Annotated in this window: 28 protein-coding genes; 26 read left to right on the plus strand and 2 right to left on the minus strand. The window is 38.1% G+C overall.

What is annotated here, in order from left to right; translation table 11 throughout:
- Window positions 1-153 precede the first annotated feature (153 nt).
- The 23 genes from HED61_RS07285 (at window position 154) to HED61_RS07395 (ending at window position 21,556) form a co-directional block, all read left to right on the plus strand.
- The gene (locus tag HED61_RS07285; RefSeq protein WP_040013712.1) at window positions 154-567 is read left to right on the plus strand and encodes an ArpU family phage packaging/lysis transcriptional regulator; all 414 of its coding nucleotides are present in this window, start codon (window positions 154-156) and stop codon (window positions 565-567) included.
- 453 nt (window positions 568-1,020) lie between these two features.
- On the plus strand, window positions 1,021-1,614 hold the full coding sequence (locus tag HED61_RS07290; protein WP_219645554.1) for a hypothetical protein: 594 nt from the start codon (window positions 1,021-1,023) through the stop codon (window positions 1,612-1,614).
- 79 nt (window positions 1,615-1,693) lie between these two features.
- Complete coding sequence (locus HED61_RS07295) at window positions 1,694-2,281, plus strand: helix-turn-helix domain-containing protein (RefSeq protein ID WP_086332156.1); 588 nt, start codon at window positions 1,694-1,696, stop codon at window positions 2,279-2,281.
- Window positions 2,262-3,713: a phage terminase large subunit gene (terL, locus tag HED61_RS07300; RefSeq protein WP_219645555.1), complete on the plus strand. Its 1,452-nt coding sequence runs from the start codon at window positions 2,262-2,264 to the stop codon at window positions 3,711-3,713. Before HED61_RS07295 ends, terL begins: the two co-directional genes overlap by 20 nt.
- Window positions 3,714-3,724: 11 nt before the next feature.
- Complete coding sequence (locus HED61_RS07305) at window positions 3,725-5,257, plus strand: phage portal protein (protein WP_219645556.1); 1,533 nt, start codon at window positions 3,725-3,727, stop codon at window positions 5,255-5,257.
- Window positions 5,250-6,068, plus strand: a complete 819-nt coding sequence (locus HED61_RS07310; RefSeq protein ID WP_219645557.1) for a phage minor head protein — start codon at window positions 5,250-5,252, stop codon at window positions 6,066-6,068. The genes HED61_RS07305 and HED61_RS07310 overlap by 8 nt, the downstream gene beginning before the upstream one ends.
- A gap of 19 nt (window positions 6,069-6,087) precedes the next feature.
- Window positions 6,088-7,137 carry an XkdF-like putative serine protease domain-containing protein gene (locus HED61_RS07315; protein WP_219645558.1) on the plus strand — a complete coding sequence of 350 codons (1,050 nt, stop codon included), beginning with the start codon at window positions 6,088-6,090 and terminating at the stop codon, window positions 7,135-7,137.
- A gap of 14 nt (window positions 7,138-7,151) precedes the next feature.
- Window positions 7,152-8,090 (plus strand): hypothetical protein, encoded by a 939-nt coding sequence (locus HED61_RS07320; protein WP_010748247.1) that lies wholly within the window; start codon window positions 7,152-7,154, stop codon window positions 8,088-8,090.
- Between the two features lie 20 nt (window positions 8,091-8,110).
- A complete protein-coding gene (locus HED61_RS07325; RefSeq protein ID WP_195960946.1) occupies window positions 8,111-8,317 on the plus strand; it encodes a hypothetical protein in 207 nt (68 codons plus the stop codon).
- 9 nt (window positions 8,318-8,326) lie between these two features.
- Window positions 8,327-8,734: a head-tail connector protein gene (locus HED61_RS07330; protein ID WP_219645559.1), complete on the plus strand. Its 408-nt coding sequence runs from the start codon at window positions 8,327-8,329 to the stop codon at window positions 8,732-8,734.
- A complete protein-coding gene (locus HED61_RS07335; protein WP_219645560.1) occupies window positions 8,724-9,068 on the plus strand; it encodes a putative minor capsid protein in 345 nt (114 codons plus the stop codon). The genes HED61_RS07330 and HED61_RS07335 overlap by 11 nt, the downstream gene beginning before the upstream one ends.
- Window positions 9,065-9,394 (plus strand): minor capsid protein, encoded by a 330-nt coding sequence (locus HED61_RS07340; RefSeq protein ID WP_219645561.1) that lies wholly within the window; start codon window positions 9,065-9,067, stop codon window positions 9,392-9,394. Before HED61_RS07335 ends, HED61_RS07340 begins: the two co-directional genes overlap by 4 nt.
- The gene (locus HED61_RS07345; RefSeq protein WP_219645562.1) at window positions 9,394-9,828 is read left to right on the plus strand and encodes a minor capsid protein; all 435 of its coding nucleotides are present in this window, start codon (window positions 9,394-9,396) and stop codon (window positions 9,826-9,828) included. Before HED61_RS07340 ends, HED61_RS07345 begins: the two co-directional genes overlap by 1 nt.
- Before the next feature lie 11 nt (window positions 9,829-9,839).
- Complete coding sequence (locus HED61_RS07350) at window positions 9,840-10,346, plus strand: phage tail tube protein (protein WP_118215311.1); 507 nt, start codon at window positions 9,840-9,842, stop codon at window positions 10,344-10,346.
- Between the two features lie 50 nt (window positions 10,347-10,396).
- Window positions 10,397-10,801, plus strand: coding sequence for a hypothetical protein (locus HED61_RS07355; protein ID WP_118215310.1), 405 nt, complete (start codon window positions 10,397-10,399; stop codon window positions 10,799-10,801).
- Window positions 10,802-10,813: 12 nt separating this feature from the next.
- Entirely contained in the window at window positions 10,814-11,509 is a 696-nt protein-coding gene (locus tag HED61_RS07360) for a Gp15 family bacteriophage protein (RefSeq protein ID WP_219645563.1), read from the plus strand.
- Window positions 11,502-14,690 (plus strand): phage tail protein, encoded by a 3,189-nt coding sequence (locus HED61_RS07365; protein WP_005472071.1) that lies wholly within the window; start codon window positions 11,502-11,504, stop codon window positions 14,688-14,690. The genes HED61_RS07360 and HED61_RS07365 overlap by 8 nt, the downstream gene beginning before the upstream one ends.
- Window positions 14,687-16,747 carry a distal tail protein Dit gene (locus HED61_RS07370; RefSeq protein ID WP_219645564.1) on the plus strand — a complete coding sequence of 687 codons (2,061 nt, stop codon included), beginning with the start codon at window positions 14,687-14,689 and terminating at the stop codon, window positions 16,745-16,747. Before HED61_RS07365 ends, HED61_RS07370 begins: the two co-directional genes overlap by 4 nt.
- Window positions 16,747-20,268 carry a phage tail spike protein gene (locus HED61_RS07375; protein ID WP_219645565.1) on the plus strand — a complete coding sequence of 1,174 codons (3,522 nt, stop codon included), beginning with the start codon at window positions 16,747-16,749 and terminating at the stop codon, window positions 20,266-20,268. The genes HED61_RS07370 and HED61_RS07375 overlap by 1 nt, the downstream gene beginning before the upstream one ends.
- A 10-nt stretch (window positions 20,269-20,278) precedes the next feature.
- A complete protein-coding gene (locus HED61_RS07380; protein ID WP_005472074.1) occupies window positions 20,279-20,563 on the plus strand; it encodes a hypothetical protein in 285 nt (94 codons plus the stop codon).
- 11 nt (window positions 20,564-20,574) lie between these two features.
- The gene (locus tag HED61_RS07385) at window positions 20,575-20,715 is read left to right on the plus strand and encodes a CD1375 family protein (protein ID WP_219645566.1); all 141 of its coding nucleotides are present in this window, start codon (window positions 20,575-20,577) and stop codon (window positions 20,713-20,715) included.
- Between the two features lie 72 nt (window positions 20,716-20,787).
- The gene (locus tag HED61_RS07390) at window positions 20,788-21,231 is read left to right on the plus strand and encodes a phage holin family protein (RefSeq protein WP_219645567.1); all 444 of its coding nucleotides are present in this window, start codon (window positions 20,788-20,790) and stop codon (window positions 21,229-21,231) included.
- Between the two features lie 40 nt (window positions 21,232-21,271).
- Window positions 21,272-21,556: a hypothetical protein gene (locus HED61_RS07395; protein ID WP_219645577.1), complete on the plus strand. Its 285-nt coding sequence runs from the start codon at window positions 21,272-21,274 to the stop codon at window positions 21,554-21,556.
- Here the strand turns inward: HED61_RS07395 and HED61_RS07400 are convergent.
- On the minus strand, window positions 21,475-21,885 hold the full coding sequence (locus HED61_RS07400; protein ID WP_219645568.1) for a hypothetical protein: 411 nt from the start codon (window positions 21,883-21,885) through the stop codon (window positions 21,475-21,477). The genes HED61_RS07395 and HED61_RS07400 overlap by 82 nt on opposite strands.
- 88 nt (window positions 21,886-21,973) lie before the next feature.
- Between HED61_RS07400 and HED61_RS07405 the strand changes: the two genes are divergently transcribed.
- Window positions 21,974-22,777 carry a C40 family peptidase gene (locus HED61_RS07405; RefSeq protein ID WP_219645569.1) on the plus strand — a complete coding sequence of 268 codons (804 nt, stop codon included), beginning with the start codon at window positions 21,974-21,976 and terminating at the stop codon, window positions 22,775-22,777.
- A 374-nt stretch (window positions 22,778-23,151) separates the two neighbouring features.
- Here the strand turns inward: HED61_RS07405 and HED61_RS07410 are convergent, their stop codons facing one another.
- Window positions 23,152-23,469: a MazG nucleotide pyrophosphohydrolase domain-containing protein gene (locus HED61_RS07410; protein ID WP_219645570.1), complete on the minus strand. Its 318-nt coding sequence runs from the start codon at window positions 23,467-23,469 to the stop codon at window positions 23,152-23,154.
- A 581-nt stretch (window positions 23,470-24,050) separates the two neighbouring features.
- Here HED61_RS07410 and HED61_RS07415 point away from each other — a divergent pair.
- Complete coding sequence (locus HED61_RS07415; protein ID WP_208787982.1) at window positions 24,051-24,698, plus strand: hypothetical protein; 648 nt, start codon at window positions 24,051-24,053, stop codon at window positions 24,696-24,698.
- Window positions 24,691-25,113, plus strand: a complete 423-nt coding sequence (locus tag HED61_RS07420) for a hypothetical protein (RefSeq protein ID WP_219645571.1) — start codon at window positions 24,691-24,693, stop codon at window positions 25,111-25,113. The genes HED61_RS07415 and HED61_RS07420 overlap by 8 nt, the downstream gene beginning before the upstream one ends.
- The last annotated feature ends 24 nt before the right edge of the window (window positions 25,114-25,137 follow it).

Here is a 25,137-nt window from a genome sequence, read left to right on the forward strand (position 1 = left end):
CTTTACTGAAAGATACGAAGTATGCTGAATTAATTAAAACTGTTTTCGAAGAAAAATAAAAAAGCATTAAGCAGCCGCCCAATGCCCTACAAAATAATGATTTTGTACCCGCCAAGGTAATTTCATTATACCAAATAAAGGGGCGATTGAGCAATGATGCTATTAAGAGAGATAGATTTTCGTAGGACTAGGCAGAATGCAAAAAGCATTTTGAGAAATTATCGTCGGTTGGAGCGGATTGCTGGTCGATCTAAGATTGATGTCCGCTCACCGATCATCACTGATATGCCTAAAACACCAAGTAACGGCAACAAGTCAGAAGATGCGATCATCCAGATGATGGATGCGGAGGCAGAAAGGGATGCTATTGTAGTAGCTCTTTTGGCGTTGGGAATAGATAGCCGCCAAGTTTTGTATTATTCGTATTGCACTGTTGATCGATACTCAAATGTTGGAATTGCTCAGCAAATGGGTTATTCGGTTAGGACAATCGAAGATTACAAAGCAACCGCCTTGATTGAATTCGCTGAAGCCTATCGAAAAGGAAAATTAATAGAATATTGCTGAATCGATGTGGTTTTTATGTGGAAATACTGCGGTTTTTACATGAATTTGCGTAGTATTATTGTAGTATCAACTATTGTAAATAACAGGGCGCACTCCTTTATGATTGTTGGCAGATTTCTCCTTTCTGAATTTCATTTTCAGCGCCCTGTATTTAAACTAAGACGGCGACAAAAAAATTATAAATAGAATGGAGTTGAATTCACTCCTTTTCTTCATTCGCTAGCCGTCTTTTTATTATGTCACTGTGGCAGACCGGGGAAATGCAGAGGCTATGCATATAATGTGTACGACTCGTAAGTGAGGTTCAAGTCCTCACCAGTGGATTTGGGAGTTGTCGGTTAGATTACTCACATGATCTTTGCTACTTCCTACTAGGCAGTCCTTTAGGGCTGTTTATTTTTATTGGGTATTACTCGATTTCTTGATATTATATAGAAAAGGAGTGATTCATAAGTGAATAGTGAACAATACGTAGAATCTGTTAAGCAGATGATGTCCCAACAAAATAACTTTTTTGCAATATTTCTTGCTATTTTAGCGATTGTACTTACATTTGCTGGAATATTACAATGGAGATTAAGTAATAAACAAATTCAACAAATCAAAGAAGAAACAAGGGCGGAGACAATTGCTGATATTGAGAAAATACTTAATTTATCTGATTTACATACATTAAAAGACGATATAAGGAAGCCTTTGATAAATAGTATTGAAACAGCAACTCAATCGGCTAATGGATTTTTAGATTACGAGCATCTTTCGTTAGATTTAATCTTTTTAAATTTGAATAGAAGTCCGTATCCCATAGCTGATTTAATGGTTGTTATAGATGTTTACACGCCTTATTTGAGAAGGGATATAGGTAATTTAAACTATTTCGTTTCCAAAATAGAAAAACTAGTTAATAATTCGGATATCAATTTATCAGACGAAGGTAATATCCAACGTTTAAAACTTGTGTACGATAAATTATCTGTAATTGAGAGTAGCTTGAATCAAAAGTCATTTAAAATTGAAAATTTTAAGAATACTAATCTTTTTAAATAAGTAATTGTCTAAAGATCTCACTTGAGGTCTTTTTTTATACATAGAATTACAAAACAAACACAGATTGCGAGGTGAGATCATGGCAAAAGGAAAATACTTGGAATGGCTGACTAAAGAAGGCCTTCTGAAAATTGAAGGATGGGCCAGAGATGGTCTTACCGATGAACAAATTGCGGAAAATATTGGTATCCAACGTCCAACGCTTTACGATTGGAAAAAGAAGTATTCTGACATTTCTGACGCCCTAAAAAAGGGGAAAGAGGTTATTGATAGGCAAGTTGAAAATGCACTGCTTAAAAGGGCCTTAGGTTATGCGTATACAGAAGATGAATACGCTGTTTATGAAATGGATGAAGATGAATATTTTAATGCGCTTCAAAACTATCTCGTATTTTTCAAACAATCTAATCCAGAAGCTACTGACGAAGACATCGATATAGCGCGTGAGAACTTTCCACGTACAAAAAGAGTTTTAGTTAAGCAAAAAACAAAGGAAGTTATTCCTGATACTACTGCACAAATTTTCTGGTTGAAAAATAGAAAACCTGATGAATGGCGTGACAAGCAAGTTGTGCAGCATGATGGAGAAGTTAAAGTTTCCAATCCTTATGCAGGGCTAACCACCGAGGAATTGAGGCGATTAGCTCATGGCAAAGACACAACTTGATTCTGAGACAGTAAGAAAAGAAGCGCAAAAGGAACTTGCAAGGAGAGATTACGGCGAGTTTTTTTATTATTCTCACGGATCTACATTCAGGCCATTGCCACATCAAAATTACGTAGCTCCTTATTTACAACGAATTGCCGAGGGAGAACGACTATTTATTATTGTTGAATTACCACCACAACATGGTAAATCAACTTTTATTACAGAAACATTTCCAGCTTATTATTTGATGAAAAATCCTGATAAGTTAGCAATGGTTGTTTCTTATTCGGAAGAGTTGTTTAAAAAGTTTGGTAGAAAGAATCGAGAAAAATTCCGTTTGTACAGTGATGAATTATTTAATCTTAATATCAGTTCGGAGACTGCCAGTGTTTCAGAATGGGGGATACAAGATCATTTAGGTCAACTATATAGCACATCAATTCTTGGTGGTGCTACAGGTCGTGGTGCTAATTTAATCATAATAGATGACCCAATCAAAAACAGAGCAGAAGCGGAATCGAAAACTATAAGAGATAAAATTTACGCTGAATGGCAAGATACTTTCTATTCTCGTTTATCTGCTGATGGATCAGTTATTGTAATAATGACTAGGTGGCATGAAGACGACCTTGCAGGTAGATTGCTTAAAGAAATGAAGCTTCCTTGGATTGAAATAAAAATTCCTGCTATTGCTGAAGAAAATGATCTTTTAGGAAGAAAGCCAGGACAGGCATTGGCACCTGAAATTGGTAAAGATGAAGAGTGGGCTGAGCAAACAAAAGCTGTAACCGGTTCTCGTGGTTGGGCTGCACTATATCAACAAAGACCAACACCTGCGGGAGGGGACATTTTTAAAAGGTCATGGGCTAAATTTTATGTACCTACAATAGACATGAAAGTTAAGCTTGGATTGGGTGATGACGTTGCAATATTGCCTAGTTCATTCGACATTCAATTGCAATCATGGGACTGTACTTTTAAAGATAAAGACACATCAGATTACGTTTCTGGACAGGTTTGGGGGCGGTCAGGTTTGGATAACTATTTGCTAGATCGTCATCACGAGAGAATGGGGATTGTTGACACAATGAAAGCCATTCAGGTTATGACATCTAAATGGCCAAATGCTATTGCAAAACTGATTGAAGACAAGGCAAATGGATCGGCGGTTATTGAGATGCTGCAAAAGAAAATAAAAGGCATCGTTGCAATTAATCCGCAAGGTGGTAAAGAAGTAAGAGCTCAAGCTGTAGCGCCTTTGTGGGAAGCAGGGAATGTGTATCTTCCACATCCTCTTTGGAAGTCATATACAGATGAAATACTTGATGAACTTACGGCGTTCCCTAACGCAGACCATGATGATGATGTCGACAGCATGTCCCAAGCGTTAGTACGGATGGACCATAAACCAATACGAACAAGAAGAACAGAAAGAAAAACAGCATTTTAGGAGGTGGTTTCTTGACATCAAAAATTATTAGTGGCGGATCGTCGGGATCTGTTCCTAAAGAATATATCAAAAAGAACGTGAGCATTGAGAAGAAAAGAACTCTAAAGTTTAAGTCTGCAGGTGGTTTTGATCAAAGAAGAGATTTGACCCAATTATCTCCGCCATATGACATTGGTACTTTACGATCGATCACCGATATCTCTGACATTCTGAATCAATCAATTGAAGCTTATGTAACGAACGTAGCTGGATTTGGTTTTGGTATACGTTACAAGGTTGACGACACCGAAGAAACAGCAGAAATGAAGGCAGAATGGAATCAATTGGATACCCTTCTCAAAGAATTATCCTTTGAACGACCGCCGAAAGAAGTGATTGAGGAAGTCATTCGACATGTTGAAGAATGCGGAAATGGCTATATTGAAGTTATTCGTAATCTTAAAGGTGATGTTGTAGGGATTGATTCTGTCAAACCTGAGTACATGACTGTGACCAAACTTAATAGAGTTATAAATGCGGACGGATCAGAGATTAAGGTCCGCTATTTTGTTTTTCGTGATTCTATGGATGATTCTGTTAAAGAATCTGGAACATGGTATAAAACCTATGGGGACCCTACTCCGTTGAATTCAAATGGAAGCGTGGGTTCTGAGGGACAAGGCACAGCTACTGAAATCATTCACCTTAAAAATGGTGATTTTCAAGATCCTTATGGCAAGCCTCGCTGGGTAGGTCCATTGATTAAAATACTTGGAAATCGCAAAGCCGACGAATTGAACTATCGATATTTTACTCAGGGAAGACATATTCCTCTTGCCATCACGCTAGAGAATGCGCAGCTGACTGAACAATCCGAAGCCACGTTACAGGCATATGCTAATGCAATTGGCGGGGAAGAAAATCAGCATAAGTTTTTATTGCTAGAAGCTGAAAAAGTAAGTCCTGCAGAAGAAGGGCTAGGATATGGGGAAGATAAATTCAAGCCAGCAATTAACATTGAGAAGTTAGCAGACATCTTACAAAAAGACGCTCTATTTCTTGAGTACGATGAGAACGTTATTGAATCAGTTCTTGGAGCATTCCGTTTGCCCCCAATTTATGTAGCAAGATCAAACGACTATACAAGAGCTACTGCTGAGACTGCTAAAGAACTGACGGAAGAGCAAGTGTTCCAACCTATGCGAGAATCTTACGTTTGGCGTATTAATTCGCTTTTTAGGGAATATGAATTCAAGTATGTAGAAGTGTTTCTGAAATCATCCAATCTTGTAAATATGGAGGATGTGAAAGCGATTCTCACACCAGCTATCCAAGCAAATGCAGTCGCTCCAAATGATTTGAGGGATATTCTTTCAAAAGCCCTCAATGAGCCGCTAGAAGCTTTTGATGGAGAAGAGTACAATTATCCGTTGAATAAACAATCATCGTCATCAGCGTTTAATCTTGGTAAATTGGACGTGGCTAAGGCATATGGTGAAGGAGAAGTAAGTGAAATTGCAGCAAGTATTCGGCGTATGATCCGGAGTGTGAAGTCTGATGAATGATGAAGAGTTAATTAAAGCCGCTTTACAGTTAAAAAAAGAAGAAGATGATGAACTGGCTAAGCTTTTAGATAAAGCAGGCTTTTTATTTGTCCCAATATTGCTTACGTTCATCTTAAATTCAGAGGATAAGATGGATGACACCTTGCAGATTGATTACGAGGAAGTATGGGGAAAGGTAAAGAAATTCGTAGAGAATCGAAAAAAGAAACCGACCAAATTATCTATAAAAGTTATGCTCCGTGGACGATCATTCAAATCAAACATGGAAGAAAGTGTTATCCCAGAACTGAGAAAAGCTTTCTTTGGGTTGTTTGATGAATTTAATGCCAAGTATGATGGATCTGAAGGCTTTGATTATCAGACCAAACATTACAGAGACATCGAAAAGTGGCTTAGGAAACTGCCAAAGTTAATGAATGTCACTACAGAGAACGCTCTTGTAGGAGTGATTCAAGAATCCTTCGATGAAGGCAAAGGAATCCGATGGTTAGAAAGTAAACTGTCTTCACTCCCTGAATTTTCTCGCAATCGTGCCAGGACAACTGCAATCACTGAGGGATTAAGGATGTACTCTGGCAGCCAGTATGAAGCGTTCTTGCAAAACGATGCTGTTATTGGTATGACTTGGCACCATACTCATGGCATAAAAGAACCGAGAAAAGGCCACGAGGCAATGGACGGTCAGACAATCGCTAAAGGCGAGTACTTCATCGTTAATGGCGAAAGTTGCCGCTATCCTCGTGATCCGATGCTATCTGCTAAAGAGTCGATTCATTGTCACTGTTTCGTGGTGCCAGAAATAAAAAAATAATTTGAAAGGTGGTGAGAAAATGCGAAAACTAGAGAACGTTCTTGTAACACATGTTTCATATGTGGATAAGGCAGCCAATAAGAAATCATTCTTTCTTACTAAGTCCTCTGAAGATTTGAAACCTAATTTTGAAACCGAAGTTAAGCTGGTCACTAAATCGGATGATCCACAAAAGCTTGTATATGGTATTGTTTATGAGCCTGATGTAGAAGATGTTCATGGAGATTTCATGGATGCTGAAACAATCGAGAAGGCTGCACATGGATTCATGGCGGATTATCAACAAATTGATAAACAGCACGATTTCACCACGTATGCCGGTAAAGTAGTAGAGAGTTATGTTGCTCCTGTTGATATGACTATCGGCGAAACCACAATCACAAAGGGAACGTGGGTACTTGTCACTAAAGCTACTGATGAAATGTGGGACTCGATCCAGAAAGGTGATTTTACAGGATATTCATTGGCCGGTACAGCTCAGGTCGAAGAAGTTCAGAAGCAGACTGCCGATAACTTTGAGAGAGGTAAAACTTACCGGGATGTTAATGCGGCGATCGATGCTTTCAGATCAGCCACTTGGTCAATATTGGACAACTACACAGACAGCGATGCGGATAAAGTCGCCAGCATTCAGTCAGAAATCGGCGAGTTATCCACACTTATCGGCACAATAAAAACAACTAAATCAATTACCAAACAAGGACTAATCGAAACGGTTAAGTCCTTTTTTAGTACAAATAAATCCGAGGAGGATGAGGAAATGACAGAAGAACAGTTAAAAAAAGCGCTCGGCGAAGCGCTGAAACCAGTAAACGATCGTTTATCAGCTTTGGAAAAAGATGATAAATCAGATGAAAAACCAGAAACAGCGTATTCAGAAGCTAGCGTTGAATTAGATGCTGATGCTATTGCTAAGGCTGTATCAGATGCCGTGGCACCTTTGAATGCGAAGATTGAGAATCTTGAAAAATCTCGAATCAGCAACAATGCAGAACAAAATTACACAGAAACAGTTGAGAAATCGGTTGTACCATCTTATGTGGACGCTGCTTTCCCAATTTCTGAATAAAGGGGGAAACACAAATGACAAACGTTTTATCGAACGAGACATTGATCAAACAAATGAACGCAATCTTGAAAGCTGGTAACAATGTTACCTTACGTGAAGACAATGCTCGAGCGTTCTTCTTAGATGCAGTTGCAACTGCAGGAACTATCGGGAAATTATTTGTCCATTTTGCCAAATCAGGTACAGGATCTTTGGATAAATTAGGTGTTAAAAAGCGTACATTGAAAAAACACCTAGGTATTAACACTGAAGATACTGGCACGGATATCAAAGAAGAAGACACAGTACCATTCTCTCTTGTTCCGGTTTACTTGGATACATGGATCGAGAACAGCAATACATTTTATACCGCTCGTACTCGTGGGCAAGATGTCCGTCAAGCGTTACTTTCCCTAATGCAAGCTCAGTATGCAGCGGATTTGCAAGATCTAGCATTTAATGGGGATGAATCTTCATCTGATGCATTCGTGAAATTAAATGATGGTTACATCAAAATGGCCAAAGCATCTGCTGAAGTAAAAGTAGAAGGTGCTAAATTGCCAACGATTCAAGAGCTAACAGCTGCAACTGCTAGAATTGAACCAAAATATTTGCGTCAAGGAACATTTAAGTTCTTTATGTCTCAAGCGACAGCAACAAACTATGTTGTTGAATTACAAAATCGAAATACTGCTTTGGGTGATGCAGTACTCGTGGATGGTGCTCTCCGCAATATTGGTGGATTTGGAGTCGAAGTTGTTGAGTCTATGGAAAACAATGTAATTCTGTTCACTCCTTATGAAAACCTCGCTGTTGTTTCTGGTTTGACTGTTACATTGACAACCGCTGCTCAAGACAGCCGTGCCGTTGCAAAACAGGCAACATATCACTTCATGCTTGATGATATTGACTTCATTATTCGTGAACCTAAAGCACTAGCTTACTTCGGTATTGACGCTACTCCAGAAGGATAAGAAAGGGAACGGTGAAAAACATGGCAAAATACAACGTTTTAAAAAAATTCCGTGATAAAGAAACTAAAGAAGTTTATGAAGCAGGGACGGTCATTGATATGACCGTTAAACGTGCTGAAGAAGTTGCTGTAAATCTAGATGACTCTTTCTTAGAACGTGTTGAAGAAAAGAAAGATGACAAGAAAGCCGGCAAAGACGATCAGAAGGAAGACAAAAAAGAAAAGTAGGTGAAGATCATGTCTGAACCTTATGTTGATGAAGTCTTTTATAAGGATGATTACGAGGGAACGCCTGTTGAAGCTGGGAACTTCTCTCGTCTTTCCAAAAGGGCTTCGGACATTATTGACACTTTGACAGATTATCAAGTGCCTAAAATCGGCTTGGATAAATTTTCCGAACATGTACAGCTGCTGATTAAAAAAGCGTGTTGTGCTCAAATAGAATACTATCAAGTTGAAGGTATAGATCTTGATGTTACAGGAAATACTTTGAGCGGTCAGAGCGCTTCTATTGGCGGGTTTAGCTATTCTGGCGCAACAACGTCAACGAGTAAGCAAGCTAATCGGGTCGCTCCGAGTTGTCTTTCATATTTAGAGGGAACCGGTCTTTTGAGAAAAAGGAGTGTGAGGATCGGTGTCATTTAAGCCAATACCTAAACACTTGTTGATCCATGAGGTTATCTATCAAGATCCAAAGCCTGATGATGATGGCTCAATGGGAAGTGGTGAACTGCCTAAACCACAAAAGATTGAACATGTAAGGTTTACTCCTAAGCGAAAAAGAATTGTAAAAATGGATAATACAGAGGTTTTGACTAACGGTGTTTTATATATAGATGCTGTTAATTCAAAACCTTTTGTTAATCCAAGCGAAGACGGAACAATCACATTTCAAAACCGCAAACTAAAAATCGTTGAATGCTACGAGGTGTTCACTGACCAATTAAATCCACATCATATTGAGGTGATGTTGCAATGAGCGGAAGATTTGAAGGTAATTTCGATCGTATTGAGAGAGCTATCGAATCCGCTCTGAATCCGACCGCAATCGCATTTGCTAAAGCGGCTAATCAGTATGTTAAGAAAGACACTGGGGCAACCGAAGCTAGTGTTTGGGTTGATAGTAATTTCCCAAAAGGAAAACTGGTATGGGGTACAGAGTATGCTGGGTACGCATATTATAGGGGAACTCCATCTAAAAACCACAATCCTCAAGCATCCATACGATGGGCTGAGGTTGCTAAAGCTCAGGATATGGATGAAGTGCTGGATGTGGCAGAAAAAGCAATTAAGGAGGCTCTGTGATGGATTTATTTGCACGAATTGCTGATCACTTACGATTATTAGAACTTGAAACACCAAGATTAACAAGCACTGGGAAGCAAATCATTCAAGAAGACAAACCTCCTCAGGACAATGAACGAGATTTATCTATACAAGGGATCGCATCCGGACAAGGACAGCAGGACTTGGCTAGAAACAGGCAAATTCTGTTCATGGTTCAAATCATTATCAAAAACACAAACCAATCACAAGCTTTTAACGATGCTTGGAAGATTGCAGATAGCTTTGATAAATTGCCAAGAAAAGAAAATGGTGAATGGGTCACACTTCGCTCGAATGATGGCTCATTTTTGTTTGATTCGAGCGAAGTTTACACACAACCTAGAAATTTAGGAATTCAAGAACATGATGCATATCTTTATGTACTAACTGTTCGATTAAATATAAGTAAATAGGAGGAAATTTCATGAAAATGAATTTACAGTATTTTGCAGCTGGTGAAGGCTATTCACCTAACTGGATGAACAAATATGAAATCGGTGTAGCTGCAACGGTTGGTGAAAACGGAAAACTTGTGCCACCTACGACCGTTCACGAGCTAGCAGATGGTATTCAGGAAGCAACACCTTCCCAAGATGAATCATCTGAAACATATGAATATTACGGTGATAAAGGTGGATCAAACACCGATATCACACGTGTTACTGGTGTTTATGCTTTTACAGGTCATCGAAAATATGCCACTGATGCAGCGCAAGAATTTGTACGCGATCGCTTAAACAAAGCTGGACAAGATCGAATTGTTTTCTTCCGTCATACTGAGCCAGATGGTCGTGTAATTCAAGGTAATGCTACCTTGTCAGGTATCGTTCATACCGGCGGGGGACCAAACAACCGTGGTAACTTTGAAATGCAAGTATCTTTCAATGGTGTTCCAGAAGATACCAAACCAGATACAACCCCAGAAGGCTAGTCATTGTACTAGCCTTTTTCTTTTACATAAAAAAATAGGAGGAATTACAAATGTCAAAAAACAATTTAATCGAGGTAGGTTTTAAGAAGCAGGTTCAACCAGTAAGAATTGCGGGTTTAGATTTCGGTATAAAAACAGGTAAGAAATATCGTGATCAGTATTTGTCAGAATTACCCAAAATGCTTGAAGTTATTCAAGAGCAAGAAAAGGTTATTAAAACAGCTTCTGAATCAGGTGATTACGAAGCAATCGTTGAAGCTAATAAGAAGGTTGAGTCCGTTGTCAAAGACGTTATTGATCTAGTGTTAGGTGAGGGGGCTTTCGATAAGCTGATGGATGCTGCAGATGATGAAATTGATTTAGTTGTCGGGGCATTCCTTGAAGTTGCCGATCAATACAAAAAGCTTCAAACGAAACAAAAAGCACAATCCTATATCGACGGTAAAAAGAAATAGAGGTGATGCTTTATGGCATTATCTCTTGCTTGGGGAATTGATGATTCGATTATCATCAATAACAACAAATATGAACTAAATCTCGAGTTTTCTCGTGTTCTTCGATGGTATGAGATGTGGAAAGATCCGGAATTATCAGAAATGGATAAGGTTCTTTATTCTATCATCTTAATTGTATCGATACCTTGGCCAAATGATCCGCCAGCAAGTATTGAGAAACTGGTCTCAATAATTCCGCAAGATGACTTGGTACCGTTAACTAACGCAATTATTAAACGGATTGCAGGCGAGCAAGTGGAAAGCACAACAGTAAAACGTGATTTAAAAGGAAATATTTTAGAAGACGAGGAAAAGAAGTGGTACGAATTCGAGCAGGATTCAGGCTACATCTATTCCTCTTTTTTGATGGACTATGGCATGGATCTGATGGAAGAAAGAGAAAAGGGATCACTTCATTGGGATAAGTTCAACCATTTATTAGCTGGGCTATCAGAGAACACCAAATTTAAAAATGTCATCAAGATTCGAATGATGGACTATCCGGAAAAAGCTACACCAAGCGAGATTGAAGAAATTAGAAAAGCAAAGCTTGCGGTGGCTTTAAAGGAAGATCGCTCAAACATTGAATTTGAAATGATGGATCTCAAGCAAAAACGTGAATATATGTTGAACCAACAAGAAGAGAGAGGTGAGGTGGAGGATGAATGATGGTTCGGTAATTATTGATGTCGAATTTAATACTGCCAAAGCTCGAAAACAGTATCAAGAGTTTGGTAATGAAGCGGCACAGCAACTAGATAATACTATCGGGAAATCCAAAGCCTTCAACTCACTTTCGGAACAATCAGTAGAATTTGCGAAAAAAGCTAGTTTAAGCATTCTTGCTGTTGGATCAGCTGTAGCTGGTTTTTCGATTAAGTCAGCGGCCGATATGCAAGCGATGGATGCGCAGTTTTCTCAAGTTTTTGGAAATTTAGAAAAAAATGCTCAAGGTAGCATTGATTCAATTTCAAAAGAGACGAATATATTACCTAATCGTTTAAAACCGGCATTTACTTCGATGGCTGCATTTGCCAAAACAACAGGAATGGACACAGCCGATGCATTGGATTTAACTAGTCGAGCAACAAAAGCAGCGGCTGATAGTGCAGCTTTTTACGATAAATCAATCGATGAAGTCTCCGAAAGCTTGCAGTCATACTTAAAAGGTAATTATGAAAATGATGCGGCGCTAGGTATTTCTTCAACGGAAACAACACGAAATGCAGCTGCCAACAAGCTGTATGGCAAGTCATTTAATGATTTATCCGAAGCCCAGAAGCAGTTAACGCTTTTGAAGATGGTCGAAGATGGGAATAAGTTGTCCGGAGCACTAGGTCAAGCAGCACGTGAAGGTGGCGGACTCGAAAACGTTATGGGAAACATGAAGCAAGCTATTACAGATTTAGGCGCTGCTTTTGGTGCTCCTCTACTTCAACCATTTTTGGATATTGTTCAAAAAGTTAGTGGAGCCATGTCCAAACTTGCTCAAGTATTTCGAGAGAACCCGGCACTTGTTTATGTAGTGGTTGGAGCAGTAACAACATTGGCTGCAGCTTTCGGAACAGCTTATCTGGCAGCAAATAAATTCCAAAATTTGAGAAAAATATTCGAAGGTGTTAAAGCTGGATTAGCTATTTTAACAAATCCAGCATTTCTAGTTGTAGCTGCAATTGGAGCTTTAGTTACTGCCTTTGTGTACTTTTATAAAACGAGCGATACGTTTAGATCTAAAGTAGACGGTGTTGTAAAGACTTTAAAAACCTTTATGGCACCTATTGGGGATGTCGTTAAAGGTATTAAATTACTTGCTCAAGCATTTAAAGCGATTGTATTCAACGACTTTAGTGTGAGTGTGTCAGATCTTCATAATCAATTTGTGAAGCTATTTCCCGAATCATTATGGAAAGGAATGACTACTTTTGCTCAAAATACTAAAGGAATAGTACAAGGCATTTTAACTTTGGCAAAAGCTTTTAAAGCCATATCTTTTAATGACTTATCTGTAAGTATAGCAGATTTAAAAGCAGATTTTTTAGAAGTCTTTCCTGAGAGTCTGTGGAACGGCATGACCAAAATAGCTTCAGGAATCCGTTCCTTAATAACCGGATTTAAGAGTGGTAAAAAATCAATCGATCCTTTTGGAGTTGCTCTTAAAGTCTTGAAAGCAGTATTTCTTGGATTGTTAGGTCCTATTGGACTATTTATAAAGGCATTTGAATTGATAGCAAAAGCTCTTGGCGGTGGGGATGTTTCAAAAGGAATAGATCAAATAATTAGTGGCTTTGACTCTTTAGCTACTGGGCTAGCAGATAATGCGCCGAGAATTGGAAGTTCAGCCGGGAAAGCGATTGAGGGGATTCTAACAGCAATAGCGAGTGCACTTCCAGGCGTTATTGCAGGCGGTTTAAGAATAGTAGCTGCGATAGTCTCTGGAATTGCTCAAGGTCTACCTTCAATCGCTTTATCAGCTAGTCAACTAATTCTTGCATTTACTGGCTCAATGATGCTTTTGATTCCGCAAATAGCTTTATCAGCAACAGCGATTATTGTTTCGTTACTTGCATCACTAACCGCTGGACTACCTCAGATTATTGTTGCAGGTGGAGCATTGATTTTGGCTTTATTAGACGGAATCACACAACAGATTCCAGCTTTGATAGAATCTGCTGCTTCATTAATTCTGACATGGATTACTGCATTAACAGCGTATATACCAGATATCATTGTTGCAGGTATGTCATTACTAATTGCTGTTATTAACGGAATAACTCGAAAGCTTCCAGATTTAGTAACGGCTGTAGGAACTTTGATAGTGACATTTTTAAATGCGCTCTCCTCGCAACTGCCTAAAGTTGTTGTTGCAGGAGCAAACCTTATTGTCAAACTACTGAATGGACTAGCTTCAAAAATGCCTGCTTTAGTTTCGGCAGCTTTAAATCTTGTTGTTCAGTTTATTAATGGAATGGCGTCAAAAGCTAGTGCAGTGGTGACAGCTGGTGTTAATTTAATTGTTCAAATCTTACGTGGAATTGCGAATAATATAAATCGCATTGTTGAAGCAGGCATGGATATTGTTGATGCTGCAGTAAGAGGTGTTTTGAGAGCGCAAGATCGTCTTTTCAAAGCAGGGATAACTCTTGTTAATGGACTTGCGAATAATATTCGTAATAATCAGGCAGCTATGAAAGAGGCTGGAGCAAATCTGTTAAGTGCGTTAGTTGGTGCTCTGCCAGGTGGTGCATTGATTAATAACGGTATTGCTTTGGTAAACGGTTTACTGAGTGGATTGACATCAGGATTTGAATCGGTTAAGAGAACTGTTTCTGGCTGGGCTGATACTATCGCAAGTTTGAAAGGGCCAATCCCTTATGACAAGAAAGTTTTGATTGAAAACGGACTGGCATTAGTAGCCGGCTTGAAAACAGGTCTTACAGACGGGTTCTCTGATGTTAAGTCGGATGTTTCTACATGGGCAAATGAACTTCAAAGAGGTATTGAGTCTGAATTTGATTCCAATTATTTCAATGATTTAATTGGCAATATTCCAACAGAGATACCAGCGATGAAGGCGTTAATGAGTGGTAGTTTAAAGCCGGAGCAAAACTCAGCTATAATAGCAAATCTAAATAAACCAGTTAATCAAGCGAAAGTTGCTCGTAATTTCGCTGATAGCACTAGCTTTCTAACTAGCTTGACCGATGCAATTGATAAGCTTGCTAACAGGCCCGTTGAAGCAAGCTTTAAAATAGGCGAAAGAGAAATAGTAAAAGCCATTGCTCAACCAGTAAACCAAGAAATTTTGCGAATACAGCGTAGACAAAAAAGAAGTCAGGAGGGGATAACTTGATTACAGTAACTTATGCAGGATATGATATTACAAAGTATATGATAGTAACCTCTCTTGATCGGGGATTGCTACCAGGAATCGAATACAACACAAAAAAAGTTGGGCGGTCAGATGGTGAGAAATACGTAGATCGCTCAATTGGTCGTAAAACGATACCAATGGGATTCAAGTTACGTTATGACCTTATAAAAAAGCGGAGAGCGCTTGCCGAGATACTAGCTCAAAAAGATCCAAAGCCATTGATTTTTAGCGATGAGCCAGATAAATGTTGGTATGCAATATCTACAGGAGATATTAGTGTTGCAGAGAATAATTTTCTGGGATCCGGAGAGATTAATTGGATTGTACCAGATGGCGTTTCTTATGATGTTAATCCTCGGATATTTTCTAATATCTCGATTGATAGTGCAGAGAATCAAGTTTTAGATCCGGAATTTCGAAAGAAAGATAAGTATTACAAACAATGGACCGCTCTATTAAATGAAACGAACGGTGCTCATAATATCTTGGGTGCTGATCTAAGTGATACAAACACTATTGCTGATAAAGGTGAAGTAAAGTACAACGGCTTTTATATCATGCAAAATAGCAACAGTACAGCGCGGAATTTATCTGAGCTGAAACAAGGAGACAAGGTTTGGGGACGTGTAGCACTAAGAATAGATAAGGCATTGCAAGGAGATACAAACGGATCAAAAAGTGCGGTTGCGGTGATTCAAGAATTAGATTATGCAGGCGGTAAGGTTCTTGCTTCTCATGAAGCGAAACCTGCCGCTTTAAATTTGGGCAATTTCCAAAATCTAGATATTCATTTTACTATTTCAAATCCAAATACCAAGGCACTAAATCTGATCACCTGTTTAGCATTAGGAAGTGCAGTTTCTTATTCAAAGCCGCAGTTTAACTTAGGGGAAAAGCTCGCAGATTTTGCCGAACCAACCGCTCAATTGGCAGATTATGTTGCTGTGACAAATCACGGAACATATAAAGCTTGGCCAATTCTCAGGGCAACTATGAACGGTGAAAATGGTCTTGTGAGTGTTGTCAATCCAGACGACGGTATTCTGCAATTTGGTAATGCAGAAGAGCTTGATGTGATTGAAGGGCAACGAACAGATAAAGTCATCAGTATTCCAATGAGGAATAATGCTAGTAAATTTGAGTTGAACAGTCCTAAGGCAAAACCGGATTACCCAAACTATGGAGGAAATCCAGATACGCCAAACAAAATCGGTGGGGACGTTGATTGGACAACAAGAGCCGATGTTGTGATGCCAATCTGGCCAGAGAATCATGATGGTGTTTGGGCAGGACCAACCTTATATACTGACATTCCCAAAAATACAAGCAATCTAGATACCGGGAACTTCACATATAGAAGTCGATTTGACTTCGAACCTACTAAGACTACTTCCGGACGTTTGACATTTACTCTGCAGAATAGTTCATTGGGAAGTATTGTTTCTTGTGTTATACGTGATAGTTCAAGAGTCAGAGAAGAGCTTATCGTAGAATTCAGTTGTTTTGATAAAGTTCAGAAACGTTTGACACTTGACCGAAAAGAATGGACTGGTCGCTTCTGGGAGATTCAGATTCAAAGAACGAGTGATACAACCGTGGAATGGAAATTTTCCAAGTGGAAGGCTTTTAGCGGTGAAGGAATTATTGCCTCAAAAGCGGAGGTTTTTTCAGCAACTTTACCTGAAATTTCTGGTGTGGGTATTGATGGACTTTGCACTTGGTTTCAGAAATGGGGCGATGATCCGACTAATGAGCATGCCCTATATATGACATGGACTGATTGTAAATTTTATTGGGATAACGAAACAACGTTTACTAATATACCCAATCTATTTGATGATGGGGATGTTTTGGAAATTGATGTTTTAAATCGCAAGGTATTTTTGAACGGATTTGAAAACTTTAAACTTCATGCATTGGGCAATACCTGGGAACGATTTGCGGTGGAGCCAGGGACAACAACATTTTTACCCGTTGCTAGTAGTTGGGCAAACATTTTTGATTTTGAAGTAGAACTAAGGGGGGCATATATCTAATGGATTTTTACTTTACAGATCGAAAATTTAATTTATTGGGAATCGCCTCTACCAGTTCTGATGCACCAATTTCAATTTTCAATGATCAAGATATTCTTAGTATAAGCGCTGCCTCTCGAACGTTTGAGGGGACGCTTATTTTTTCGGCTAAAGAACGAGATCAAGTCAAATCAATGGCCAACTATGGGAACTATATTTTGTATAAAGATGAAAATGGTCAATCAATTTTTATGACAATCATGGAAATTGAACATGATCCGAAAGTGGGCGAACATTTCATTCGAGCAGAAGATGCAGGAATGGATCTGATCAATGGATTGGTCGATGCATATAGTGCAACCAAAGCGATGACATTTGCAGAATATTTCAAACTGTTTGCCGGAGATACTGGTTTTGAAATTGGTATCAATGAAATCAGTAATCTCAGTCGCACGTTGAAATGGGAGAGTGAGAGTCAAACGATTCTCGCTCGTTTACTCTCGTTAGCTACACAGTTTGATAATGCAGAACTGAGTTTTTCATTTGAAATTACAGGGACACAAGTTGTTAAGCGATTCGTGGATGTTCATAAAAAAAGAGGAGCAGATAAACGAATTACTTTGTATATGGATAAAGATATCAATAATATTGTGACCAAAGCCAATATTTATGATCTATGTACAGCTATTGTGGCAACTGGTGGTACGCCAGAAGGTAAGAATGAACCAATTAATCTAAAAGGGTATAACTACAAAGATCCAAATGGAAGATTCGTGTTAAACAAGACAACTGGTGTTATGCAGGACATGGAGTCAGTGAAGATTTGGAGTCGATTACTATCAAACAATAATCCAAATCCAAATGCCGGACATATCCAACGTGCCAAAACCTACGAAACGACTGATCAAAAAACACTTTGTGATAATGTCATACGTGAACTAGAAAAAGCGAGTCAACCAGCGATCAATTATGAAACTGACATCGCAAATTTACCTGACAACGTAAAGATGGGCGATACGATTTATTTAGTAGACGAGAATGAAAAACTGTTCTTGAGTGCTCGAGTTCTTGAACTTACGAGATGTTATTCTACTAATGAATACAAAGCTACATTAGGAGACTACCTTATTCAAGATGGCGGAGTTAGTCAATCGCTCAAAGAGTTAGCAGATCAATTAAAGCAAGCAACTACTTATGTTTGGATCCGTTATGCCGATGATGAGGAAGGGAATGGAATCAGTGCTTTACCAGCTGGAAAAACCTATATTGCGATTAAGCAAGTACTAGGTGTCCCAACAGCCAGTGACGATCCGGCAGATTATCGGGGGCTCTGGGTAAAATTTGTGGGGGAAGGTGTTCCTGGTCCGCCGGGTGAGAATGGTCAGCCAACATACACATGGCTAAAGTATGCAGATGATTATCAAGGCACTAATATGACCGATGATCCAACCGGAAAATATTATATTGGACTAGCTACAAATAAGCTGACCGCAACTGAATCGAACGATCCTAAAGATTATAAATGGCAACTTGTCAAAGGTGAAGATGGACAAGATGCACATATTTATCAAGCATACTCATGGAGTCAAGAAGGTACCGATCGATTTACACTTCAATACCCCAACGAAAATTTATGGATAAAAAGTACAGAATTTGTTGATAAGCAAGATGGTAAAATAACTAAGGACGGCAAGGTATATGCCCCTTATGGCTATGGTTGGGGATTTAATTATGTACCGTCATTTAAAGCAAATACAAAATATACGGTATCTTGTGAGGTTTACAATCCTAATACTACTATGACAACCGCAAGAATAGGATACTCAACTACGCCCAATCAAATAGGTACTTTAGATTTGCAGCCTGGTCAAATAGGTATAGTAAAGTTACAAATTACAGTGCCACAAGATACGAGCAATACTAATCTATACTTACTAACTAATTCTCCTACAAATCCAAACGTTTACTGGCATTATCCAAAAATTGAAGAGGGTAGCAATCGAACTATATGGACACCAGCACCTAGTGAAGATTTCATCAATGCATATCCTTCCTATGTAGGAACTTACACAACATTTGACGATGTCCAATCAACAAATCCTGCTGATTATACCTGGCAACGAATGCTAGGTTTATCAGGCGAAGATGGGAAGGATGGGGAACAAGGTCCACAAGGTGTACCAGGACCAAAAGGGGACAACGGTCAAACTTATTACACTTGGTTGAAGTATGCAGATACGCCAACAAGTGGAATGTCTGACAGCCCAACTGGAAAGACCTATATCGGACTTGCATACAACAAAGCAACAGCTACCGAATCGACAAACTATGCTGATTATACCTGGTCATTGATAAAAGGATCAGATGGAGCGCAAGGCCCAAAAGGGGATAATGGACAAACGCTTTATACGTGGATTAAGTATGCTACATCAGCTACCGGCGCAGGAATGTCGGATAGTCCAACAGGCAAGACTTACATTGGATTAGCCTACAACAAAACAACTGCTAATGAAAGCACCAACGCTGCTGATTACTCCTGGTCTTTGATTAAAGGAGATAAAGGTGATACAGGGCCAACTGGACCTCAAGGACCGCAGGGACCAACAGGACCGAAAGGCGATCGTGGCATTATGGGCGTTGCCTATATGCAACCTACTCAGCCTAGCGATACCACAGAAGGAGCCACATGGTTTCAAACTGAATCGTCAACAAGTGATAAAATTATTGGTGTATATACGTATAAAAGCGGATGGCAACAAAAAAAGTATGCTAGTGCAACATTATCAGTTGAATCTTTAGAGGCAATTAGTGCAAATCTAGGTGATATAACAGCGGGTTCAATTGCTGGTGTATCGATCAAAGGGTCGGGAATTTATTCGGATTACGATAGAGCAAATGTTAGTGGTGCAACTGTTTGGACCAAAGGCACACTATCGATGTCTGACGGTAAATTTAGAAACGATTTCAAGGAATACACGAAGTCAAGCGGAGCCGTATCACGTAACGGATTTTCAGAGTTTATTCATGAGGCACTCACCATGGCAAGCTTTAATGGGACGCAAACTACTACAGCTGATAGATATTTGCAGATAACACCATTTAGGATAAACATGATAGATAGCCAGGGTCGAGGTGGGAACCTAACTTTTCAAGATTTATATAGTATAGGAAAAACAGGAATTCCTGCAGCAAGCGGTTGGTCCCAATATTCAACAAGTCCATCGAGCGGCAATTTTCCTAGCGCAACCAGATTAGGACGTATGGTCCAAGTGAGTGGAGCCTTTAAAAATAATAGTACACTACCAAATACAAACAATACTTATGTTGTAGGTGTACTTCCGGTAGGATTTAGACCTCAAGTGCAAGTAAAGTATTTAGGAAAAGGAGCCGGAACGACAATATTCATGGTCACTATTGATACGAATGGTGAAATATCAATTAGCTATCGATTAGGCTGGACGGGAAGTAGCTTCGGATATTTAACAAATAATGCAAATGATATTTTCAATATAGCTGGAGTCTTTTCAGCGGCAGACGTGTAGGAGGCAGACGATGACAGCTAAAGAAAAATATAAAGAATTGTATATCAAGCATGTTATTAAAGAAAAGAGTTCAACCACAGAGGAAATGGATGAGCTCTTTTCTATTGTTTTAGAAGAATTCGATGATGATTCAGAAAAAATGAGCGAATTTATTCAGTCTATTGTAGCTGAAAACACCGAGAGCCAACCCTCAGAGTTAGATTTATTGAGACAAGAAAACGAAGAGTTGAAACAACGGCAGGAAATGGCAGAGGAAGCGCTGCTGACTCTGTCAGATATGTATTTTAGTAGATAAGGAGGATAAAAATGAATTATTCAGCATTAGAAATGTTATACGCAACACATGTCATTGAGGGGAAACGCACCATTGATAGCGTACCAGCTTCCATTCGTAAAAATGTCGCAGAAATTGTGGCCAATGCAAAACAGGAAGAAGAAACAAAATAATCGGATCGGAATTAACAGGAGCGATCGGCTTTCTAGCCGGTTGCTTTTTTAATAAAAGAAAAGGTGGTTAATATGGTGATTATTAATAATGGAATGTTACTGAACGAATTTCGTGGATTGTTAACAAATGGATATATTCAACTTTTTTTGTGGGTTGTAGTAGGTGATATTGTTACAGGTCTGTGTAAAGGGATTTTTGTGAAAGAGGCAAATAGCACAAAAGGGTTGTTAGGAATTGTTAAACACATGTTAGTTGTCTGCTTAGTAATTATTGCTTACCCGTATTTAAAGATTATGAGTCTTGAGACGTTTGCGACTGCATTCGTCTTTTTTTATATCGCAGTCTATGGGATTTCAATTACTGAGAACTTAGGTCAATTAGGTGTACCGATTCCAAATTGGGTCAAAGAAAGATTGTCGAAGTTACAAGATACAAATACTAATCCAAGTGTTAAGAATACTAATTCAGAGAAAGATTATGGCGATGGACAGGAGTTCACAGAAAAGAAGGAGTAGCCCAAAAGGCTGCTCTTTTTAATTTGAAAGGATGATAAACATGAAAAAGACGATCAGTTTAGAAGCGAAAATAATAGGTATCGAAGAAGCTACTGAAAAAGTTGAAAAGTATATGAAGTTAGTAAAAGAAGCCAAAACATTAGCAGAAGAATTGGCTAATACGGAATTTGAGATTGAGGTTAAAGAATTGCTCCAAGTTGAAGGAAACAACAAGGAGCAACAACTAAAATTGGATAGTCTAAGTTATTCTGATTTAAATTTTTCAATATCTCCTAAAGATATTCCATCAATGCTAGAAATTCGTAATGCAAACTCTGGAATGTGAATAGTTTTATTCCCAGAAGTTGAATAAATTATGACATCTTCTAAATAAAGATATACTGGCTCATAGCTCGTTAGCTCATTTTCAGGAATATTCGAATCGAAATATTTTCCTCTAATAGCAACGATATTAGCAGCAGATGTCAAAAAAATCGAGGAATCTTTGGACAATTCTGTTTCATTCAGACGATCATCATCTGGAGAAATTACAGTACCAAGGATTAAGTTGCCATCTACAAGAAACATTGGACGAAAAGTTGTTTCTGGTGAAACTGCAACCTTGGAAAGAAGCGAGCTTAACATTTCAGTATATTGATTGTCTTTATACAGCATCTTATACACCTCCTTATCAATTATTTCAGCAAACCACTTGCTGATAAGGAGAGTATATCAAAAATTAGCAATAAAAGGAGAAAATAAAATGAGTATCGAAAATATGATTGCTTGGATGACAAGTAAAGAAGGGCGAGTCGATTACTCTATGATCTATCGGTTGGGCCCAAATAGCTACGATTGTTCATCTGCGGTGTTTTTTGCGATGATAGCAGGCGGATTCTTACCGGCCGGAACAATGGGAAATACAGAAACGCTATTTGCCATGAATGGAACAGTGCTCAAGAAAATTAGTCGTGCAGAAGTGAGAAGAGGGGATATCTTTATCGCTGGAACTCCTGGGGCTTCTCATGGATCAGAAGGGCATACAGGTATTTTCCTAAGTAATAAGAGTTTCATTCACTGTTCGTATTATTGGAATGGAATTCACACAGACAGCCATGATTCATACATGAGCACCCGACTTACACATCATTTCTATCGAATTGTTGCAAGTGGTAGTGCTGATGTAAATACTGACAACAGCGCTCAAATGATTAAATTAGCAATCGATGGCCAATGGGGACCACTCGTCACTCTACGTTTGCAAGAATACTACAACACAACTAGAGATAAAGTGATTAGTCATCAATATAAACAAAAGTACAATCAAAATATCTATTCCGCAGAATTTGATATTACTTTGATCGGATCCGACGTGATCCGTGCAATCCAGATGGGCCTCAAAGCAAGAGGATATTATTCTGGTGTAATTGATGGTCTATGTGGTGAAGCAACGATCAAAGGGATGCAAAAAGCATTAGGAACGACGGTGGACGGTATTATCAGTCCGAAATCCGATATGGTTAGGGCATTGCAGCGAGCATTGAACAACAATAAACTTCCGTGGTAAACAAATAGCCCGCTTCGGCGGGCTTATAAACGAAATATTGAACGTTATTCTTTTCATTTGAATTAAAAATTATTTTATTGTAGACTTTGTAAGGCGATATTAAATCGTCAATGAAGAGTATTAGGCGGGGTAAAACTTGGGGAAGTGGGCCTAATACTCTTATTTCTATATCTTATCATCATTCTTTATTAATGATCATTATTTTTTACTGAAATATATATGAGATTTTATATTTTATGAAGGTGAATTGAACGGAACCTTTATAATTGAATTATCTGAAAATTAAGCATATAATGAACTTGTGTCCGCAAACAATCTTTTTCATTTTCAAAACCTTCTTTACAGGTTCCCACTCTCTTAAGAGAGTGGGTATTTTATTTTTTACTTATGAATTCTTCTAAGTTTTTTTTATGTCCATATTTTATAGCAGCTTCTTTGTCTTTTTCTAAAATAATGGATGTCATATCTATATTATTAACGCTAGCAATAGCAAGTACATAGTGAATGACATCTGCAAGTTCTTTTTCGAGAGAAGTGCTTGAACCGCTTTTTCTTCCGTTTAATTGATTAAAGGCCTCTGCTACTTCACCGATTTCTTCGACAAGTTTCATAAACAATCCTTCTGAAGTAACTACTCCTTTATATTTTTGGTATAGATAGTCTTGCATGTCTTGAATAGTTATGTTTCTCATAGATAACCTCCAAATGATTTATTTTTATTCTATCATTAGTAGTTAATGCATATGTCTGTAAATAATATAAAGAGACCGCTATATCAGGCTTTAAAGAATTCAAATTCAAATCATTTGCAAAAAATAATCTTTTTTAATATGTTTATATTACAACATGCATTTACTCTAAGAAGAGTGCTAGGTGATTAAGAAGATTGGGGAAGACTATCTTAACGTATGCCTAACACTCTTCGTTTTCTATTGTAACATAGTTGTGCTTGAATAGATGCTTACGACGAAATTTCGTCAATATATATATATTCAAGATAGGCTATTGAATTATCAATCGAAATCGATTACACTTTATTTACCTAGAACCTTTCATTTTTATTTCTGTGAACCCACTCTCCCCCGAGAGTGGGTGTTTTTTACTTGTGATTTTTTAAGTTGATATGAATTACTAATAAACCAATAATTAGCTAACAAAATTAGCTAATTCAATTGACGATTGTGAATCATAAATGCTATTATCTAAGTGATATTGATAAAAATTAGTATACATTGTAGATTATTAGCCAATGATTTTTAAAGGAGTGATAAAAATGATATGGTCTAATGATAGAAGAAAAGAACTCATTTCTTGGTTAATGGATAATGGTAAGAAAGAGTTTTATTCTGCTTTGAAAACGCAGAAATTTTTATTTTTCTTTGAGTCTTTTTCTAAAGTTAAAGGTAAGGATTCGGATTTTTCTAGATTAAAAGCTTACAAGAATGGTCCAGTATTTAGCGAAGTATATGGTGATTATAAATATCGTTTTGATGAATTAGTAGATGTTGTATCAGAAATCACTCCAAATTCTATTGATGAAAATCTTGCTAAAAAGGCACACTTTCTAACTAGAATAATGGATAATGTTGAACTTTCTGACTTAACACATCAATTTGATATTTGGAAAGTTCATGAGGATGAAATCCAAAAAAATGTAATGCATATTGAAATGAAGGATTCGGATTTTAGCGAGTCAGATTGTCAATTGGCTAGTGAACTTTATGAGATGTATGACGATAGTATTATTGAAAACTCGGAAGTTTTGGTTATCGGGAATAGGCATTTTCTTCTTTCTAAAAATGATTTCAGAAAACTCAGCGAAGAACAAAAAAACACGTTAGAATTAATTGCGCTTGAAGAGAGCCTTATTAATCCTGTTTATGTGGAAATTGGTTCAGAAGGAGAGTTAATTATTGACTAAGATAAAAGATGTAATTAGAGTTAAAATGCCTTTTCCAAATATAGCAGCAAAGCTGGCAACTCAATCACATATGTATTTGTGCATTCAGGATGGTAAGAATAAAAAGCTTTTGTCATGCCAAACTAAAAAGCCATCGCTACTACACAAAAATAAACCACCTTTTAGTTATGTTGATTGTAAAGCAGATATCACTAAAAATCCATTTTCTAAGGATACCTTAATTGCTTGTGATTATTGCTTTTACTTGAATGATATTCACGTAGATAAAGCCTTGCTTACTACTAGAAGAAGAGATATATGTGATGAAACCTTTTCTGAAGTGCAATCAAAAATTTCTCATCAGTCTTTTTGTCAGAAACCAATTGATGGAACAACTCTAATCTCTCTCAATCCATTACTTTCTAAAATGGCTTAAAAAGACCCTAGCGGAAGCTAAGGT

This window comes from Enterococcus gallinarum (assembly GCF_021496385.1).
In the GTDB taxonomy this organism is placed as follows: domain Bacteria; phylum Bacillota; class Bacilli; order Lactobacillales; family Enterococcaceae; genus Enterococcus_D; species Enterococcus_D gallinarum.

Bases quoted from the DNA above. Each gene is read 5' to 3' on its own strand.
- HED61_RS07285 (WP_040013712.1), top strand. From the start codon at position 154: ATGATGCTATTAAGAGAGATAGATTTTCGTAGGACTAGGCAGAATGCA.
- HED61_RS07295 (WP_086332156.1), top strand. From the start codon at position 1,694: ATGGCAAAAGGAAAATACTTGGAATGGCTGACTAAAGAAGGCCTTCTG.
- terL (WP_219645555.1), top strand. From the start codon at position 2,262: ATGGCAAAGACACAACTTGATTCTGAGACAGTAAGAAAAGAAGCGCAA.
- HED61_RS07310 (WP_219645557.1), top strand. From the start codon at position 5,250: ATGAATGATGAAGAGTTAATTAAAGCCGCTTTACAGTTAAAAAAAGAA.
- HED61_RS07315 (WP_219645558.1), top strand. From the start codon at position 6,088: ATGCGAAAACTAGAGAACGTTCTTGTAACACATGTTTCATATGTGGAT.
- HED61_RS07320 (WP_010748247.1), top strand. From the start codon at position 7,152: ATGACAAACGTTTTATCGAACGAGACATTGATCAAACAAATGAACGCA.
- HED61_RS07325 (WP_195960946.1), top strand. From the start codon at position 8,111: ATGGCAAAATACAACGTTTTAAAAAAATTCCGTGATAAAGAAACTAAA.
- HED61_RS07330 (WP_219645559.1), top strand. From the start codon at position 8,327: ATGTCTGAACCTTATGTTGATGAAGTCTTTTATAAGGATGATTACGAG.
- HED61_RS07340 (WP_219645561.1), top strand. From the start codon at position 9,065: ATGAGCGGAAGATTTGAAGGTAATTTCGATCGTATTGAGAGAGCTATC.
- HED61_RS07345 (WP_219645562.1), top strand. From the start codon at position 9,394: ATGGATTTATTTGCACGAATTGCTGATCACTTACGATTATTAGAACTT.
- HED61_RS07350 (WP_118215311.1), top strand. From the start codon at position 9,840: ATGAAAATGAATTTACAGTATTTTGCAGCTGGTGAAGGCTATTCACCT.
- HED61_RS07355 (WP_118215310.1), top strand. From the start codon at position 10,397: ATGTCAAAAAACAATTTAATCGAGGTAGGTTTTAAGAAGCAGGTTCAA.
- HED61_RS07360 (WP_219645563.1), top strand. From the start codon at position 10,814: ATGGCATTATCTCTTGCTTGGGGAATTGATGATTCGATTATCATCAAT.
- HED61_RS07365 (WP_005472071.1), top strand. From the start codon at position 11,502: ATGAATGATGGTTCGGTAATTATTGATGTCGAATTTAATACTGCCAAA.
- HED61_RS07375 (WP_219645565.1), top strand. From the start codon at position 16,747: ATGGATTTTTACTTTACAGATCGAAAATTTAATTTATTGGGAATCGCC.
- HED61_RS07380 (WP_005472074.1), top strand. From the start codon at position 20,279: ATGACAGCTAAAGAAAAATATAAAGAATTGTATATCAAGCATGTTATT.
- HED61_RS07385 (WP_219645566.1), top strand. From the start codon at position 20,575: ATGAATTATTCAGCATTAGAAATGTTATACGCAACACATGTCATTGAG.
- HED61_RS07390 (WP_219645567.1), top strand. From the start codon at position 20,788: ATGGTGATTATTAATAATGGAATGTTACTGAACGAATTTCGTGGATTG.
- HED61_RS07395 (WP_219645577.1), top strand. From the start codon at position 21,272: ATGAAAAAGACGATCAGTTTAGAAGCGAAAATAATAGGTATCGAAGAA.
- HED61_RS07400 (WP_219645568.1), bottom strand. From the start codon at position 21,885: ATGCTGTATAAAGACAATCAATATACTGAAATGTTAAGCTCGCTTCTT.
- HED61_RS07405 (WP_219645569.1), top strand. From the start codon at position 21,974: ATGAGTATCGAAAATATGATTGCTTGGATGACAAGTAAAGAAGGGCGA.
- HED61_RS07410 (WP_219645570.1), bottom strand. From the start codon at position 23,469: ATGAGAAACATAACTATTCAAGACATGCAAGACTATCTATACCAAAAA.
- HED61_RS07415 (WP_208787982.1), top strand. From the start codon at position 24,051: ATGATATGGTCTAATGATAGAAGAAAAGAACTCATTTCTTGGTTAATG.